Source organism: Rhizobium freirei PRF 81 (genome assembly GCF_000359745.1).
Lineage (GTDB): Bacteria > Pseudomonadota > Alphaproteobacteria > Rhizobiales > Rhizobiaceae > Rhizobium > Rhizobium freirei.
Genome location: NZ_AQHN01000089.1, coordinates 405,484 through 422,329, shown reverse-complemented (window position 1 = coordinate 422,329; position 16,846 = coordinate 405,484). Strand labels below are relative to the sequence as shown.

General features: G+C 61.7%; 17 protein-coding genes. 15 read left to right on the top strand and 2 right to left on the bottom strand.

What is annotated here, in order from left to right; all coding sequences use genetic code 11:
* Positions 1-21: 21 nt before the first annotated feature.
* The gene (locus RHSP_RS29715; protein ID WP_037155519.1) at positions 22-345 is read left to right on the top strand and encodes a YbaB/EbfC family nucleoid-associated protein; all 324 of its coding nucleotides are present in this window, start codon (positions 22-24) and stop codon (positions 343-345) included.
* An 18-nt stretch (positions 346-363) separates the two neighbouring features.
* Here RHSP_RS29715 and RHSP_RS29710 read toward each other — a convergent pair whose 3' ends face one another.
* The gene (locus RHSP_RS29710) at positions 364-840 is read right to left on the bottom strand and encodes an Lrp/AsnC family transcriptional regulator (protein WP_004127775.1); all 477 of its coding nucleotides are present in this window, start codon (positions 838-840) and stop codon (positions 364-366) included.
* Positions 841-953: 113 nt separating this feature from the next.
* On the opposite strand from RHSP_RS29710, the gene RHSP_RS29705 reads away from it, so the two are divergent.
* The 5 genes from RHSP_RS29705 (at position 954) to RHSP_RS29685 (ending at position 5,034) form a co-directional block, all read left to right on the top strand.
* On the top strand, positions 954-1,496 hold the full coding sequence (locus RHSP_RS29705; protein WP_004127772.1) for an RBBP9/YdeN family alpha/beta hydrolase: 543 nt from the start codon (positions 954-956) through the stop codon (positions 1,494-1,496).
* A gap of 87 nt (positions 1,497-1,583) precedes the next feature.
* Positions 1,584-2,195, top strand: a complete 612-nt coding sequence (locus tag RHSP_RS29700) for a LysE family translocator (protein WP_004127771.1) — start codon at positions 1,584-1,586, stop codon at positions 2,193-2,195.
* A 229-nt stretch (positions 2,196-2,424) separates the two neighbouring features.
* A complete protein-coding gene (gene recR / locus RHSP_RS29695) occupies positions 2,425-3,030 on the top strand; it encodes a recombination mediator RecR (RefSeq protein WP_004127770.1) in 606 nt (201 codons plus the stop codon).
* Positions 3,031-3,215: 185 nt separating this feature from the next.
* Positions 3,216-4,508, top strand: a complete 1,293-nt coding sequence (locus tag RHSP_RS29690) for a lytic murein transglycosylase (RefSeq protein ID WP_200863303.1) — start codon at positions 3,216-3,218, stop codon at positions 4,506-4,508.
* 256 nt (positions 4,509-4,764) lie between these two features.
* On the top strand, positions 4,765-5,034 hold the full coding sequence (locus tag RHSP_RS29685; protein WP_004127768.1) for an antibiotic biosynthesis monooxygenase: 270 nt from the start codon (positions 4,765-4,767) through the stop codon (positions 5,032-5,034).
* A gap of 102 nt (positions 5,035-5,136) precedes the next feature.
* Here RHSP_RS29685 and RHSP_RS29680 read toward each other — a convergent pair whose 3' ends face one another.
* Positions 5,137-5,328, bottom strand: a complete 192-nt coding sequence (locus RHSP_RS29680) for a DUF6494 family protein (RefSeq protein ID WP_037155250.1) — start codon at positions 5,326-5,328, stop codon at positions 5,137-5,139.
* 398 nt (positions 5,329-5,726) lie between these two features.
* On the opposite strand from RHSP_RS29680, the gene rimP reads away from it, so the two are divergent.
* The 9 genes from rimP to pnp all read left to right on the top strand — a co-directional run bounded on the left by rimP (position 5,727) and on the right by pnp (position 16,539).
* Complete coding sequence (rimP, locus tag RHSP_RS29675; RefSeq protein ID WP_004127766.1) at positions 5,727-6,335, top strand: ribosome maturation factor RimP; 609 nt, start codon at positions 5,727-5,729, stop codon at positions 6,333-6,335.
* 59 nt (positions 6,336-6,394) lie between these two features.
* A complete protein-coding gene (nusA, locus tag RHSP_RS29670; RefSeq protein WP_004127763.1) occupies positions 6,395-7,999 on the top strand; it encodes a transcription termination factor NusA in 1,605 nt (534 codons plus the stop codon).
* Positions 7,996-8,688, top strand: coding sequence for an RNA-binding protein (locus RHSP_RS29665; protein WP_004127760.1), 693 nt, complete (start codon positions 7,996-7,998; stop codon positions 8,686-8,688). The genes nusA and RHSP_RS29665 overlap by 4 nt, the downstream gene beginning before the upstream one ends.
* A 101-nt stretch (positions 8,689-8,789) precedes the next feature.
* Positions 8,790-11,516 (top strand): translation initiation factor IF-2, encoded by a 2,727-nt coding sequence (gene infB, locus RHSP_RS29660; protein WP_004127758.1) that lies wholly within the window; start codon positions 8,790-8,792, stop codon positions 11,514-11,516.
* Positions 11,517-11,605: 89 nt separating this feature from the next.
* Positions 11,606-12,214, top strand: coding sequence for a hypothetical protein (locus RHSP_RS29655; RefSeq protein ID WP_004127756.1), 609 nt, complete (start codon positions 11,606-11,608; stop codon positions 12,212-12,214).
* Between the two features lie 68 nt (positions 12,215-12,282).
* Entirely contained in the window at positions 12,283-12,690 is a 408-nt protein-coding gene (gene rbfA, locus RHSP_RS29650; protein ID WP_004127754.1) for a 30S ribosome-binding factor RbfA, read from the top strand.
* Positions 12,691-12,702: 12 nt separating this feature from the next.
* Entirely contained in the window at positions 12,703-13,635 is a 933-nt protein-coding gene (gene truB, locus RHSP_RS29645; protein WP_004127742.1) for a tRNA pseudouridine(55) synthase TruB, read from the top strand.
* Between the two features lie 170 nt (positions 13,636-13,805).
* Entirely contained in the window at positions 13,806-14,075 is a 270-nt protein-coding gene (rpsO, locus tag RHSP_RS29640) for a 30S ribosomal protein S15 (RefSeq protein WP_004127740.1), read from the top strand.
* Positions 14,076-14,400: 325 nt separating this feature from the next.
* The gene (gene pnp, locus RHSP_RS29635; protein ID WP_037155514.1) at positions 14,401-16,539 is read left to right on the top strand and encodes a polyribonucleotide nucleotidyltransferase; all 2,139 of its coding nucleotides are present in this window, start codon (positions 14,401-14,403) and stop codon (positions 16,537-16,539) included.
* The last annotated feature ends 307 nt before the right edge of the window (positions 16,540-16,846 follow it).

The window sequence follows — 16,846 nt, the reverse complement described above, 5'->3', positions numbered from 1 at the left end:
GCAGAAGAAGGACCAATGACGATGCGCGACATCATGGGCATGATGGGCAAAGTGAAGGAAATGCAGGCGAAGATGGAGAAGATGCAGTCGGAGATCGCCGACATTCGCGTCGAAGGCAAGGCCGGCGGCGGCCTCGTCACCGTCACCGTCAACGGCAAGGGTCTGATGGTAGGCCTCAAGATCGATCCGTCGCTCTTCAAGGAAGACGACGTCGAAATCCTCGAAGACCTGATCGTTGCCGCCAACAAGGATGCCCAGGAAAAGGCCGAGGCGATCGCCGCCGAAAAGACCCGCGAACTGACCGCCGGCCTGCCGATCCCGCCCGGCTTCAAGCTGCCGTTCTAAGACTGGCGGGCTCATCCATCAGCGGGCGGCCGCCTTGCGAATGAGATCGCGGCCGATCGCCTTTGTCGGTTCGTTTCGCAGCACCAGCGATGTCGTCACCGCGCCATGGCGGGCAATGGAATCGACGATGGTTTCAAGGTCTGACGGTGTCGGCACGAGAACCTTGAGCAGGAAGCAATCCTCGCCCGTCAGCCTGAGCACTTCGATGATCTCGGGCATTTCGGAAAATTGCTTCAGATAGGGCCGGATATGCTCATGCGTGGTGCGCAGCCGGATGACTGCCATCATGCCGAGCCCGACGGCGACGGGATCGATGACCGCGCGGTATCCGGCAATCACGCCGCGCTCTTCCAGCCGCTTCAGCCGCTCCGACGCCGCCGGCTGCGAAAGACCGACGCGGCGGCCGAGCTCCGATACCGAGATTCGTCCGTCCTGCTGCAGGATTTCGATGACCGACAAATCGGTCGGATCCAGCCCTCTTTCCACACTATCCATTGCTCACCTTCAATTCATCGGTTGGCGAAAGTTTTATCCGATGAATTGCAATGTCAATCGATCAAACGACATGTCAGCTTTTCTCCATCACCAACTGTGGAGAAAAGATAGGGATGAGCGACATCATCATGCTTCCGGGGCTCGGCGGCTCCGGCGAAGGTCACTGGCAAACATTATGGGAGCGGCAGGATCATGGCGCGCGGCGGTTTCAGCCATCGAGCTGGGACAATCCGGAGCTGCCGGACTGGATCGCCGCACTTGAGCAAGAAATCGCCCGCTCGGCAACGCCGCCGATCCTGATCGCGCACAGCCTTGCCTGCCAGCTCATAGCCCATTGGGCGCCGGCAAGGAAAACGGCAATCCTAGGCGCCTTCCTGGTGGCTGCGCCCGACCCCACAGGCGACATCTATCTCGCCGAAGCCGGCAGCTTCGCCAATCCGCCCCGGCAGCGGCTACCTTTTCCATCCGTGCTCGTCGCCAGCACCGACGATCCATTCGGCTCGTTCGACCATGCACGCCGTAGCGCCGAAATATGGGACAGCACTCTCGTCGACGTTGGGGCGCGAGGCCATATCAACGCCGCATCCGGTCTGGGGGATTGGCCGGAAGGCAAGACAATCTTCGAAGACTTTCGCGCGCGGCTCTGCCGCGAGTAAAACCTAGCGTTTGGAAAAGCCAGGCCGGAATGCTATCTCTGGGCATCTTTCTAAATATCGTATGGCCTGCCTGACGGAGGGAATGCAATGAGCCTGTCGACGCTGCTTGTTTTTGCCGGTGCCCTGTTCATTGCCGCGGGATCGCCGGGGCCGAACATCGCCGCGCTGGTGGCGCGCGTGCTGACGAAGGGCGCGCGCAACGTGCTGCCCTTCCTCTCCGCCATGTGGCTCGGCGAAGCGATCTGGCTGACCTTCGCCGTCGCCGGCCTTGCGACCATTGCCGAAACTTTCCATGTCGCCTTCGTCGTGATCAAATGGATCGGTGTCGCCTATCTGCTCTATCTCGCCTGGAAAATGTGGTTTGCGGCCGCCGATACGACGGAAGAAGAGCTCCCGGATGCGCAGTCGCCTGCCCGGCTCTTCCTTGCCGGCTTCACGGTGACCATGGGCAATCCGAAAATCATGGTCTTTTATGTGGCGCTGCTGCCCTCGATCATCGATCTGCACGCCGTCACGCTTTCCGGCTGGGCCGAGCTGGTGGCGACGATGTTCGTGGTGCTGATCGTCATCGATCTGTCCTGGGCGATGCTTGCCGCGAAAGCTCGAACTTTCCTGAAGAGCCGCCGCGCCGTGCGCATCGCCAACCGCGCCAGCGCCGGCACCATGGCAGGCGCGGCCGTGGCCATCGCCATACGGTGAGCTTGGAATTCGGTCTCGAGCATGATGCGCGGCTTGTGGTGGAGGGGTGCCGCAAGATAGCGCGCCTGATCCTCCGGCGACAAGCGCCTGCCGAAGGTTGTCATCATGTCCCGCATGGTCACCCAGTCGCCCATCTGCACAGGGCAGATAGGCAAACGGCCGGAATTTTCATCGCTTAACCATCGCTTCCGTGATTCCGTTCCTTGAGCATATGAGCTAAAAGCCTCGCATGGCAAAGCGAGTCACCGGCCCCGAAATCGAAAAACTCATCCAGCTTCTGGCGAAGGTGCCGGGGCTCGGGCCACGCTCGGCGCGCCGGGCGGCGCTGCATCTGATCAAGAAGAAGGATCAGCTTCTCGGGCCTTTGTCCCACGCCATGGGCGAAGCCTACGACAAGGTGAAGATCTGCTCGCGCTGCGGCAATGTCGATACCGTCGACCCCTGCACCGTCTGCACCGATGATCGCCGCGACCAGTCCGTCATCATCGTCGTAGAGGATGTCTCCGACCTCTGGGCACTGGAGCGCGCCGGCGCGATGAACGCCGCCTATCACGTGCTCGGCGGCGTCCTGTCGCCGCTCGATGGCGTAGGGCCTGACGATCTCAACATTCGCGGCCTGATAGCCCGCGTCGGCGAAGGCGGCGTCCGAGAGATCATCATCGCCGTCAACGCCACGGTCGAAGGGCAAACCACAGCACACTATATAACCGATCAGCTCGTAGGCCTCGAGGTCAAGATCACGCGCCTTGCCCATGGCGTGCCTGTCGGCGGCGAGCTCGATTATCTCGACGAAGGCACGCTGACGGCGGCGCTCAGGGCGAGAACGACGATTTGAGACGGAGAGGATCGCGCATGAGGAGAGTGCATACCCCCCTCTGTCACTTTGTGACATCTCCCCCACAGGGGGGGAGATTGGTTGCCTGTAGCACCCACCTGCCTCAAACCAATATTGCAGCCGCAGAAACCAAAGCAGATAACGCCGAGGGAAGCGACTGCGAACTCCCAACAATCTCCCCCCTTATGGGGGAGATGTTGCGACAGCGACAGAGGGGGGTATCGTCGGCTCTGCGCGCGCAAAACCTACTTTCCCTGCTCTTCATCCTTCTCCTCGCCCTCCTCCCCCTGCCCGCACTCGCCGCCTCCAAGGCCGATGTCGAAGTCCAGTTTCAGGCCTGGATACAGAAGGATCTCTGGCCGGAGGCGCAGAAAGCCGGGATTTCAGAAAAGACCTTCAAGGCCGCCTTCGCCGGCGTGACTTTGAACTGGGATCTGCCTGACCTCGTGCCGCCGGGCTTTCCGAAACCCAAGGAGCAGAAGCAGACGCAGGCCGAGTTCTCCTCCCCCGCCCCCTACTTCAACGAGGCGCGGCTGCAGAAACTGGCCGCGACCGGGCGAGGCCTCGCCTCGCAATATGCGCCGGTGCTGCGCCGGATCGAGAAGACCTATGGCGTCCCGGGACCGATCCTGCTCGCCATCTGGGGCCGCGAGACCGGCTTCGGCATTGCCAAGCTGCCGAACTCGGCCATCCAGGTGCTGGCGACCAAGGCCTTCATGTCCACCCGCAAGGACATGTTCCGCACCGAGATCATCGCAGCGCTGCGCATTCTCGAACATGGCGACGTCACGCCGGATCAGTTCCGGGGTTCCTGGGCGGGTGCGCTGGGCCAGCCGCAGTTCATGCCGACCAACTATCTGAAATATGCGGTCGATTTCGATGGCGACGGCCACCGCGATATCTGGACCTCCGTGCCGGATACCCTGGCATCCATAGCCAACTATATGGTTCAGAAGGGCTGGCAGCGCGGACGAAGCTGGGGCTATGAAGTCACCATTCCGCAGAATGTCTCCTGCGCCCAGGAGGGGCCGGATCTTGCCAAGCCGATCTCGCAATGGGCATCGCTCGGGATCAAGCGGGTTGCCGACAAGGCATTTCCGTCCGACGAGATGCGCGCCGGCGGCATGATGCTGGTGCCGGCCGGCCGCGACGGGCCGGAATTCATCGTCACGCCGAATTTCTACGTCATCAAGGAATACAACAATTCCGATCTCTACGGCCTCTATATCGGCAATCTCGCCGACCGGATCGCGAATGGCTCCGGCGCCTTCCAGGGCCAATGGGGCGATGTCGGCAAGATGCTGCGTTCCGACGTCGCCGGTATGCAGGTGACCCTGGAGCACAAGGGATACGATGTCGGCGGCACAGACGGATTGCCGGGCTATAAGACCCGACGGTCGATCGGCCAATGGCAGGAAAAGAGCGGCCGCAAGCCCACCTGCTATCCCGACAGCTCGATGCTCGGCCTGCTGAAATAGGCGGAATTCAGCGGCAGATGCTGCCAGTGGCGGCTTTCGGGCGCTTTCCGGAAGTAGTGTGCTTCTTCGCTCCGGTCCCAGGCCGACCGGGCTGAAAGAACTGGCCTGACCCAGACGCAAGGTCGCTCTGTCCGCATTCGGCAAGCGAATAACCCCAAGTACAAACAGCCGGATATTCCCCAAGCGCGAACGTCATTTCAGTGGTATCCTAACGACGGGACGTCCCAACGTGAAAATGCAAACGCCGGAGGATGAGATGACGACGCTGTTTGTGAGGCACGATGTTTCGGACTACGCGGCCTGGCGTAAAGTATATGATGAGTTTCGGCCCGTACAGAAGGCAAACGGGGTTACGGCAGAGGCGGTCTATCAGGCCACCGACAATCCCAACGACGTTACCGTCACCCATGAGTTTGCCACGATTGAAGCAGCTCAAGCCTTCGGCAAGCTGGAAGAGCTAAAAGCGGCGATGCGCAAGGGAGGCGTGTTGGGCACACCGACGGTGTGGTTCACCAACAAGGCCTGAAAACCGGTTAAGATGACTTTCGCGGCGCGCGGCACGGCTGACGTAAGCACCGTTGCGTTGCTTTGGTCGCATCAGAAGATGCCGCTTGATCACTTCGCCTGCTTACGGAAGTTCGATTTCGCCGTCCACAACGTGGTTGAGGCCGGTGCCTTCCGCCGTCAGCGTCATGCGGACCTTCAGCTTTTTGCCTCCGGTCCGCCCTTCGCGCACCGTCTCCTCAATCTTGCGCTGCGAGGTCACGCCGACTTCCTTCAGGAACTTACGGATCGACATGTTGAAGGCGTCTTCGCTCATGGTGGAATCCTCCGCATCCGGACGGGATTGTAAGGGAAGGCAAGCGGTCAGGGAAGTTGCTTGGGACGCACGGTGCCACAATTCGACCCGAGCCAGGAGATCGACTGGTTCCGCAGGCATGCTAAGGAATGCGCGGTTCGTCCTCGGCGTCAGGTAGAACTTCCATGGTGAGCCACCAGCGCCTCGCGCGCTGGCTTCGGAAGACGTGGCGGTATTTGCTGCAGAATTCCGCAAATAACCGCCAAAGCCGGGTTTCAGTGCGAAGACCTTGCAATTTGACGGGAACAGGCTTATATCGGCTTCAAATTCTTGATCGTGTGATGAAGAGTGGGCCGCAAGGACCCGCTCTTTTTTATTAGCGCGATCTCCCAATGCATGAACAATGCAGGAGTGAATGCTTGTCGGACGTGACAAACGCAGACAATACCAATGAACCGCGGCTGATCGTCGAAACCGGCCTTGATCAGCGTGTCGCCGCCATCATCGAGCCCGTCCTTGTGGGCATGGGCTACCGCCTGGTGCGCGTGCGCCTCCTCAACCTGAACGGCCTGACGCTGCAGATCATGACCGAACGCAACGACGGCACCATGACCGTCGAGGACTGCGAAGCGGTCTCTACGGCCATTTCGCCGGTTCTCGATGTGGAAGATCCGATCGACAAGGCGTATCATCTGGAAGTGTCGTCGCCGGGCATCGACCGTCCGATGGTGCGCAAATCGGATTTCCAGCGCTGGATCGGCCACCTCGTCAAGTGCGAAACATCGATCCTCGTCGATAACCGCAAGCGCTTCCGCGGCAAGATCGTTGCCGTCGATGCCGATGGTTTCACGATCGAGCGCGACCAGCTTACCCGTGGCGAGGAACCGCTTGTAACAATTCCGTTCAGCACGTTGGCCGAAGCCAAGCTGATCCTGACGGACGATCTTATCCGCGACGCGCTGCGCGCCGACAAGCTGGCGAAAGCCGAGGCAGCGAACCAGAACGAAGCGGACGAAGACGAAGAATAACCGATCAACGAACCGCCTGACGGGACGGGAACCCCAGGGCAGGAAGACGGAGACTAAAAATGGCAGTCAGTGCGAACCGGCTAGAACTTCTGCAGATCGCAGATGCAGTGGCGCGCGAAAAGGTCATCGACCGCGAGATCGTGCTTGCCGCAATGGCGGACGCGATCCAGAAGGCGGCGCGCTCGCGTTACGGCACGGAGTCGAACATCCGCGCCGACATCAATCCGAAGACCGGTGAAATCCGTCTGCAGCGCCTGCTCGAAGTCGTCGAGAAGGCCGAGGACTATTCCACGCAGATCCCGCTGGAACTGGCCCGCGACCGCAACCCGGACGCCGCTCTTGGCGATTTCATCGCCGATCCGCTGCCGCCGATGGATTTCGGCCGCATCGCCGCCCAGTCGGCCAAGCAGGTCATCGTGCAGAAGGTGCGCGAAGCCGAGCGTGACCGTCAGTTCGACGAATTCAAGGATCGCGTCGGCGAAATCGTCAACGGCACGGTCAAGCGCGTCGAATACGGCAACGTCATCGTCGACCTCGGCCGCGGCGAAGGCATCATCCGCCGCGACGAGATGATCCCGCGCGAAAACTTCCGCTATGGCGACCGCGTCCGTGCCTATGTCTACGACGTCCGCCGCGAACAGCGCGGCCCGCAGATCTTCCTGTCGCGCACGCATCCGCAGTTCATGGTCAAGCTCTTCACCATGGAAGTGCCCGAAATCTACGACGGCATCATCCAGGTGAAGTCGGTTGCCCGTGATCCGGGCTCGCGCGCCAAGATCGCCGTCATCTCGAACGACTCGTCGATCGATCCGGTCGGCGCCTGCGTCGGTATGCGCGGTTCGCGTGTCCAGGCGGTCGTCGGCGAGCTGCAGGGCGAAAAGATCGACATCATTCCCTGGTCCAACGAGCCGGCGAACTTCGTCGTCAACGCGCTGCAGCCAGCCGAAGTCGCCAAGGTCGTTCTCGACGAAGATGCAGAGCGCATCGAAGTCGTGGTTCCGGACGAGCAGCTGTCGCTCGCCATCGGCCGCCGCGGTCAGAACGTCCGTCTCGCTTCGCAGCTGACCGGCTGGGATATCGACATCATGACGGAAGCCGAGGAATCGGAACGCCGTCAGAAGGAATTCAACGAGCGCACCAACCTGTTCATGGACGCGCTCGACGTCGACGAAATGGTCGGCCAGGTTCTGGCCTCCGAAGGCTTTGCCGCCGTCGAGGAACTGGCTTACGTCGATCTCGATGAAATCGCTTCCATCGACGGTTTCGACGAAGATACCGCCCAGGAAATCCAGACCCGCGCCCGCGAATATCTTGAGAAGCTCGAGGCCGAAATGGACGAGAAGCGCAAGGCGCTCGGCGTCTCCGACGAGCTGCGGCAGATCAACGGCATGACCGCACAGATGATGGTCGCGCTTGGCGAGGACGGCATCAAGACGATCGAGGACTTCGCCGGCTGCGCCGCAGACGACCTCGTCGGCTGGAGCGAACGCAAGAACGGCGAGACGAAGAAGTTCGAAGGCCTGTTCTCCAAGCTCGAAGTCTCGCGCGTCGAAGCAGAACAGATGGTCGTGCAGGCTCGCCTGCTCGCCGGCTGGATCACCGAGGCCGATCTCGCCGCTGAGACCGAAGAGGTCGCGGAGGACGAAACCGAGCAACAAGCATGACGATCACCGAGGGGCCTGGCGCACCGCCCGAGGACGATGATCTCGGCGGTGACGGCGCAAATGGCCGCATGTGCATCGTGACACGCGAAAGCGGATCGCCTGACGAATTGATCCGCTTCGTCGCCGCTCCAGACGGGACCGTTGTTCCCGATCTGAAGCGGCAACTGCCGGGACGCGGCTGCTGGGTCAAGCTCGACCGGGCGCTGGTGGACAAGGCAGTGGCAAAGAAACTGTTTTCTCGCGCCCTGAAGGCGGAAGTGACGGCACCGGCCGATCTTGGTGCCATCGTCGACCGTCTTCTCGTGGCGCAACTGGCCGGGATGATGCACATGGCGCGCAAGGCGGGCCGGTTCGTCAGCGGTTCGTCGAAGGTTGATGGCGCCGTTCGCAACGGCTCGGCACTTGCCGTGTTCCATGCGATCGCCGCTGCCGACGACGGCGTCCGCAAGATCGACCAGGCACGAAAGGCCTGGCATCTCGGTATGGAAACCGAAAAGGAAATACCTTCCTTCCGTGTCTTTACGGAAGCGGAGATGGAAGAACTGATGGGCCAGAACGCTTTTATCCATGCCGCAGCGCTTGCAGGGCAGGCGGGTGAGGGTGTAGTGAAGCGCGCAAACCTGCTCGAACGGTACCGCAACGGCGGTCAGTCCCGGGCAACGGGCGGCGCTGGCCGGCGAAAACAATGACGCGGTCACCGGCCTATGCCGGACGCCTCATTAAGGTACATGCATTGAACGACAGGGCCTGACGGACTACTCCGAGCCCTGTCCGAAGGAACGGGAACGGAATGACCGACAATCAAGACGACAAGACGCTGAATGTTTCAGGTAAGAAGACTCTCACCCTGAAACCATCAGGCGTAAACCAGGGCACCGTGCGCCAGGACATGGGCCGCGGTCGCACCAAGGCGGTCGTGGTTGAAACCCGCAAGCGCCGCCCGCTGCGCCCTGAAGACGAAAAGCCGATCGCAGCTTCGACGGCGGCGGCTGCCGCAACGCCATCGGTGACGCGCGTCGCGGAACCGACGCCACAGCCGCCGCGTCCGCCGCAGCCAGCGCCGCGCATTCATCAGCCGGGTGGCCAGCAGCAGCGATCGGGACAGCCCAACCAGGGCTACCAGCAGCGTCCGCAGCAGGAACGCACGTCGCGGCCGGTGGTTCTGAACCATTTGTCCGCCGATGAAATGGACGCGCGCCGTCGCGCCCTCGCCGATGCCCAGGCCCGCGACGCCGCGGATGCCGTTCGTCGCGCCGAGGAAGAAGCACGTCGCCGCCAAGAAGAGGAAGTACGTCGCATCGCCGAGCAGGCCGAAGCCGCGCGCCGCGCCGCCGAAGAGGCTGCCCGCGCTGCCGAAGCCAAGGTCGCGACTCCCGCGCCGGTGGAAGCTCCGAAGCCAGCAGTCCAGGCGGCAGCGGCTCCTGTCGTTGCGCGTCGTCCGGATGCGGCTCCGCAGCCCGCGCGTCCCGGCGCTCCCGCCGGCGAGGCGCCGGCCAACCGCCGTCGGGTCAATGAAGAAGAGAGCGATCGTGGTCCGCCGCGCGGTGCCCCGGCACGCGGCAAGGTCATCCGCCCCGAGCCGGCTAAGCCTGTCACCACGCGCCCAAAAACCGACGACGAGCGCCGTCGCGGCAAGTTGACGGTAACGACGGCGAATGTCGACGAGGACGGCTCCGCCCGCGGACGCTCACTTTCGGCCATGCGTCGCCGCCAGGAAAAGTTCCGCCGCAGCCAGATGCAGGAAACGCGCGAAAAGATCTCGCGAGAAGTCGTTCTGCCTGAAACCATCACCATTCAGGAATTGTCGCAGCGCATGTCCGAACGCGCCGTCGACGTCATCAAGTTCCTGATGAAGGAAGGTCAGATGATGAAGCCGGGCGACGTGATCGACGCCGATCTGGCCGAACTCATCGCGAGCGAATTCGGCCACACGGTCAAGCGCGTTTCGGAATCCGACGTCGAACAGGGCATCTTCAACGTTGCCGACGAGGAAGGCGAACTGGTTTCCCGTCCGCCCGTCGTCACCATCATGGGTCACGTCGACCACGGCAAGACCTCGCTGCTCGACGCTATCCGCCATGCCAACGTGGTGGCCGGCGAAGCCGGTGGCATCACCCAGCATATCGGCGCCTATCAGGTCGAGCAGAACGGTCAGAAGATCACCTTCATCGACACGCCCGGCCACGCCGCCTTCACGGCGATGCGTGCCCGCGGCGCCCAGGCGACCGACATCGCGATCCTGGTTGTCGCAGCCGACGACAGCGTGATGCCGCAGACGATCGAATCGATCAACCACGCCAAGGCGGCGGGTGTTCCGATCATCGTGGCGATCAACAAGATCGACAAGCACGAAGCCAACCCGCAGAAGGTCCGCACGGAACTGCTGCAGCACGAAGTCTTCGTCGAATCCATGGGCGGTGAAGTGCTCGACGTGGAAGTTTCCGCGAAGAACCGCACCAACCTCGACAAGCTGCTCGAAGCCATCCTGCTGCAGGCGGAAATCCTTGACCTCAAGGCCAATCCGAACCGCACGGCGGAAGGCACCGTCATCGAAGCCCAGCTCGATCGCGGTCGTGGCGCCGTCGCCACCGTCCTCGTTCAGAAGGGCACGCTGCGTCCCGGTCAGATCGTCGTTGCCGGCGATCAGTGGGGCCGTGTGCGCGCGCTGATCAACGACAAGGGCGAGCATGTGAAGGAAGCGACACCGGCGACGCCGGTCGAGGTTCTCGGTCTTTCGGGCACGCCGGCGGCAGGCGACAAGTTCGCCGTCGTCGAAAACGAGAGCCGCGCTCGCGAGATTTCCGAATATCGTCAGCGTCTGGCCCGCGACAAGGCCGCTGCCCGCCAGTCCGGCCAGCGCGGTTCGCTCGAACAGATGATGACCCAGCTGCAGACCGTCGGCGTGAAGGAATTCCCGCTGGTGGTCAAGGGCGACGTGCAGGGCTCGATCGAAGCCATTGCCGGCGCGCTCGACAAGCTCGGCACCGACGAAGTCCGCGCCCGCATCGTCCATTCGGGCGCAGGCGGCATCACAGAGTCGGATATTTCGCTTGCCGAAGCCTCGAACGCGGCCATCATCGGCTTCAACGTTCGCGCCAATGCCCAGGCACGTCAGTTCGCAGAGCGTGAAGGCATCGAAATCCGCTACTACAACATCATCTACGATCTGGTGGATGACGTGAAGGCAGCGATGTCGGGCCTGCTCTCTCCGGAGCGCCGCGAAACCTTCCTCGGCAACGCCGAAATCCTCGAGGTGTTCAACATCACGAAGGTCGGCAAGGTCGCGGGTTGCCGCGTTACCGAAGGCAAGGTCGAGCGCGGCGTCGGCGTCCGTCTGGTGCGCGACAACGTCGTTATCCACGAAGGCAAGCTCAAGACGCTCAAGCGCTTCAAGGACGAAGTCTCGGAAGTCAACATGGGTCAGGAATGCGGCATGGCCTTCGAAAACTACGAGGACATCCGTGCCGGCGACACGATCGAATGCTTCCGCGTCGAGCATATCACCCGCACGCTGTAAGCAGTCCTTCGATTTACCAGATATCGAAACCGCCGGCCAAGACCGGCGGTTTTTTATTGGATCCGACCGAGCGAGGATGAACCGAAGCTATGACCAATGGGTCTGAAGACCACGATTCAGTCATCGTTTCCTTCCAGCGCCAGCCCGACGAACATGTTGCGGTGATGCTGCGGGCGGGCCGACGCCTAGCAGGCCGCAGCCCGCAGAAAGCCCAGAACGAGGTCGGATGGTTCTTCATATCGGCGATTGCCGTCGGCGCGGGCCTGCCGGTTCTTTTCTATTTGCTAAGACGCTATGTCTACATCCCCGTCTTCGGACTATCGCCTTCCATCCACGAAGCCGACATTGCCATTATATGGCTTGTGCCTTCGCTGATGATCTATGCGCTCATTCTGGTTTACGCCCGATGGGCGATGCGGCGACGACTGGTAGTAATGCGTTCACGCATTCGCCCGAACGTCGCCATCACCGTGACCGCCAATACAGAAGGCGCCTCCTGGGCATCGACCAATACAACGATCTGGCTCGGCTGGAGCGAAGTCATCAATATTCGCCGCGTCGACCGGAGGATCGAGTTCGATCTCGAATCCTTTGTCACCTATATTCCTGCCTCCGCATTTTCCGATCAGAGGGAGCAGGATGCCGCATTCGCAAGGATTCTCGGCTTCTGGCGGGCTGCGAACCCTGTCCAGCCTTGACCTTTGCGCCGGATCGAGTCATTTGACCCCCTTTATCGCGTCCAAGGGACGCTGCTAACGGAACAACCATGACCAGACCAACTTCTTCCGCGCCTTCGCAGCGCATGCTTCGCGTCGGCGAGCAGGTGCGCTCAGCGATCACGCAGGTTCTGCAGCGCGGCGAAGTGCGCGACGACCTGATCGAGCGCACCGTGATTTCCATTTCCGAGGTACGCATGTCGCCGGATCTGAAAATCGCCACCGCCTTCGTGACGCCGCTCGGCGTTGCCGACCACGGCGCCGTCATCGAGGCGCTGAACCGCCATGCGAAATATATTCGCGGCCGTCTCGGCCCGCAGCTCCGGCAGATGAAATACATGCCGGAAGTGCGCTTCCGCGACGATACGAGCTTCGACAACTATCAGAAGATCGACGCATTGCTGCGCTCGCCCGAGGTCAGCCGCGACCTCGAAGACGACAACGACCAAGATCAATAACAGAGACAGAGAATGTCCAAGCCACGCAAGCCCAAGGGCCGCCCGATTTCGGGCTGGCTCATCCTCGACAAGCCGGTCGATTTCGGCTCGACCGAAGCCGTTTCCAAGATCAAGTGGCTGTTCAAGGCCCAGAAGGCCGGCCACGCCGGTACGCTCGATCCGCTCGCATCCGGCATGCTGCCGATCGCGCTCGGCGATGCCACCAAGACGGTTCCCTACGTCATGGACGGTCGCAAGATTTACGAATTCACCGTGACCTGGGGTGAAGAGCGCGCTTCCGACGACCTCGAAGGCGAAATCACCGCCACCTCGGACACGCGGCCGAGCGAAGAGGACATCCGCGCGCTGCTGCCGAAATATACCGGCGTCATCCAGCAGGTTCCGCCGCAGTTTTCCGCCATCAAGATATCAGGCGAGCGCGCCTACGATCTTGCCCGCGAGGGCGAGACGGTCGAGATCCCATCGCGCGAAGTCGAAATCTTCCGCCTGACGCTGCTCGCCTGCCCCGACGCCGATACGGCGCATTTCGAGGTGGAATGCGGCAAGGGCACCTATGTGCGGGCGCTTGCCCGCGATTTCGGCCGCGAACTCGGCTGCTACGGCCATATTTCCGGCTTGCGCCGCAGCTTTGTCGCCCCCTTCGCCGAAGAGACGATGGTGCCACTTGCCGATCTGGTGGCGCTGGAAGAGATCGAGGATGCCGACGAGCGGCTCGCCGCTCTCGACGCGCTGCTGATCGATACGGCCGAGGCTCTGTCTTCGCTGCCGCATCTCGTCATCAACGACGACCAGGCGCACCGCCTGAAGATGGGCAACCCCATTCTCGTGCGCGGCCGCGATGCGCCGATCGCCGAAACCGAGGCCTATGCAACGGCGCGCGGCAAGCTGATCGCAATCGGCGAGATCGGCCAGGGTGAATTCCGCCCCAAGCGCGTGTTCGTCTAGGCGTCACCGCCCCTGAAAAAGGGGGGAGGAATCGCAGCTCTTCCCTTTGCACCGCAAATGGTCTATAGGCAGCGCCAGCATCAGGCATGCCTGATTGCATTCGCGGCCAATGCTGGACGACATCCCGGCGTTTGGCGACTTTAATTTCCTCTCATAGAAAGGACCATCCGATGTCGATCACTGCTGAGCGCAAGGCTGCGCTGATCAAGGAATATGCGACCGCAGAAGGCGACACCGGTTCTCCGGAAGTCCAGGTTGCGATCCTGACCGAGCGCATCAACAACCTCACGGACCACTTCAAGGACCACAAGAAGGACAACCACTCCCGTCGTGGCCTTCTGACGATGGTTTCCAGCCGGCGCTCGCTTCTTGACTACCTCAAGAAGAAGGACGAAGGCCGTTATACCAAGCTGATCACCAGCCTCGGTATCCGCCGCTAATAGAATTTCCGGCGGGCGTTCACCTGGACGCCCGCCGGATGCTTATGAAGGGTATGAACCCTTGAGACCAGTTTCCCTCGCGCCTTATGCCGGTGCGAAGCGAAACCGAAGGCAGGCCGGATGGGCCGGTGCTGCCAACAACAACCGTTGACCTGTCATGGGGCAGGATTGCCGGATGCTTTCAGCCGAAGCTTTGCGCTTCGGCCCATCTTCGAAAGCCTCTCGTTGTCTTGCCCGTGATGCGTCACATTTCGTGCGGTTGAAGATGCGCCTTGCCGAAATCGTCGGCCACGGCGCCTTTTCCCGCACAGTGCAAGGACAAGATATGTTCGATATCCATACCGTCGAAATCGAGTGGGCAGGCCGCCCGCTGAAGCTCGAAACCGGCAAGATCGCCCGTCAGGCCGACGGCGCCGTCATTGCCACCTATGGCGAGACCGTGGTGCTTGCGACCGTCGTTTCGGCCAAGGCTCCGAAGCCCGGCCAGGATTTCTTCCCGCTTACCGTCAACTACCAGGAAAAGACCTATGCAGCCGGCAAGATCCCCGGCGGCTACTTCAAGCGCGAAGGACGTCCGAGCGAAAACGAAACTCTCGTTTCCCGCCTGATCGACCGCCCGATCCGCCCGCTCTTCCCGGAAGGCTACAAGAACGACACGCAGGTCGTCGTCACCGTCATCCAGCATGACCTCGAAAACAATCCCGACATCCTGTCGATGGTTGCCACTTCCGCAGCGCTCACGCTCTCCGGCGTTCCGTTCATGGGCCCGGTCGGCGGCGCTCGCGTCGGCTACATCAATGGTGAATACGTGCTCAACCCGCATCTCGACGAGATGGATGAATCGAGCCTCGACCTCGTCGTTGCCGGCACGCAGGACGCCGTTCTGATGGTTGAGTCGGAAGCCAAGGAATTGCCCGAGGACGTCATGCTCGGCGCCGTCATGTTCGGCCATCGCGGCTTCCAGCCGGTCATCGACGCGATCATCAAGCTCGCCGAAGTGGCCGCCAAGGAGCCGCGCGACTTCCAGCCGGAAGATTATTCCGAGCTTGAAAAGGAAATGCTTGGTCTTGCCGAAGCCGAACTGCGCGACGCCTACAAGATCACCCAGAAGGCTGACCGTTACGCCGCCGTCGACGCCGTCAAGGCGAAGGTGAAGGCACACTTCCTGCCGGCCGAAGGCGAAGCCAAGTATACGGCCGAAGAAGTCGGCGCCATCTTCAAGCACCTGCAGGCCAAGATCGTCCGCTGGAACATCCTCGACACCTCAAGCCGTATCGACGGCCGCGACCTGTCGACCGTTCGCCCGATCGTTTCGGAAGTCGGCCTTTTGCCGCGCACGCACGGCTCGGCTCTCTTCACCCGCGGTGAAACGCAGGCAATCGTCGTCGCCACGCTCGGCACCGGCGAAGACGAGCAGTATGTCGACAGCCTGACCGGCATGTACAAAGAAAACTTCATGCTGCACTACAACTTCCCGCCCTACTCGGTCGGCGAAACCGGTCGCATGGGTTCTCCGGGCCGCCGCGAAATCGGCCATGGCAAGCTCGCATGGCGCGCTATCCGCCCGATGCTGCCGACGGCTGAACAGTTCCCTTATACGCTGCGCGTCGTCTCCGAGATCACCGAGTCCAACGGCTCGTCCTCGATGGCAACGGTTTGCGGCACCTCGCTCGCTCTGATGGACGCCGGCGTTCCGCTGGCCAAGCCGGTTGCCGGCATCGCCATGGGTCTGATCCTGGAAGGCGACCGCTTCGCCGTTCTCTCCGACATCCTCGGTGACGAAGACCACCTCGGCGACATGGACTTCAAGGTCGCCGGCACTGCCGACGGCATCACCTCGCTGCAGATGGACATCAAGATCGCCGGCATCACCGAAGAGATCATGAAGGTCGCTCTCGGCCAGGCACAGGGCGGCCGCACCCACATCCTCGGCGAAATGTCCAAGGCAATTACCGAGAGCCGTGGCCAGCTCGGCGAATTCGCGCCGCGCATCGAAGTCATGAACATCCCGGTCGACAAGATCCGTGAAGTCATCGGCTCCGGCGGCAAGGTCATCCGCGAAATCGTCGAAAAGACCGGCGCCAAGATCAACATCGAAGACGACGGCACCGTCAAGATCGCCTCCTCCTCCGGCAAGGAAATCGAAGCGGCCCGCAAGTGGATCCACTCGATCGTCGCCGAGCCGGAAGTCGGCCAGATCTACGAAGGTACGGTTGTCAAGACCGCCGACTTCGGCGCCTTCGTCAACTTCTTCGGCGCCCGTGACGGCCTCGTCCACATCTCGCAGCTTGCTTCCGAGCGCGTTGCGAAGACGCAGGACGTCGTCAAGGAAGGCGACAAGGTCTGGGTCAAGCTGCTCGGCTTCGACGAACGCGGTAAGGTTCGCCTGTCCATGAAGGTCGTCGACCAGGCCACCGGCCAGGAAATCGCCGCCGACAAGAAGAAGGACGACGCGGCCGAATAAGCTGCGCCTTCATCCACGTTCCGGGGCGCGGGATATTTTCCGCGCCCTTTTTATATTGATGCCGACGGCCGCCCTTGCTGAAACTGCGTGCCCGACCCCTCACCCTAGCCCTCTCCCCGCACATGCGGGGAGAGGGGATCGCGATCGTGCTCGATAACTACCTCCTCACCAAGGGGCATGTCTTCCTGCTCCGTCGTCCCCTCTCCCCGTTCCAACGGGGAGAGGGCTAGGGTGAGGGGCAAGCACGAGATACGATAAGGCCACGGATATCCGACGATCCAAATCCACTTTCACGACGAGACCACAC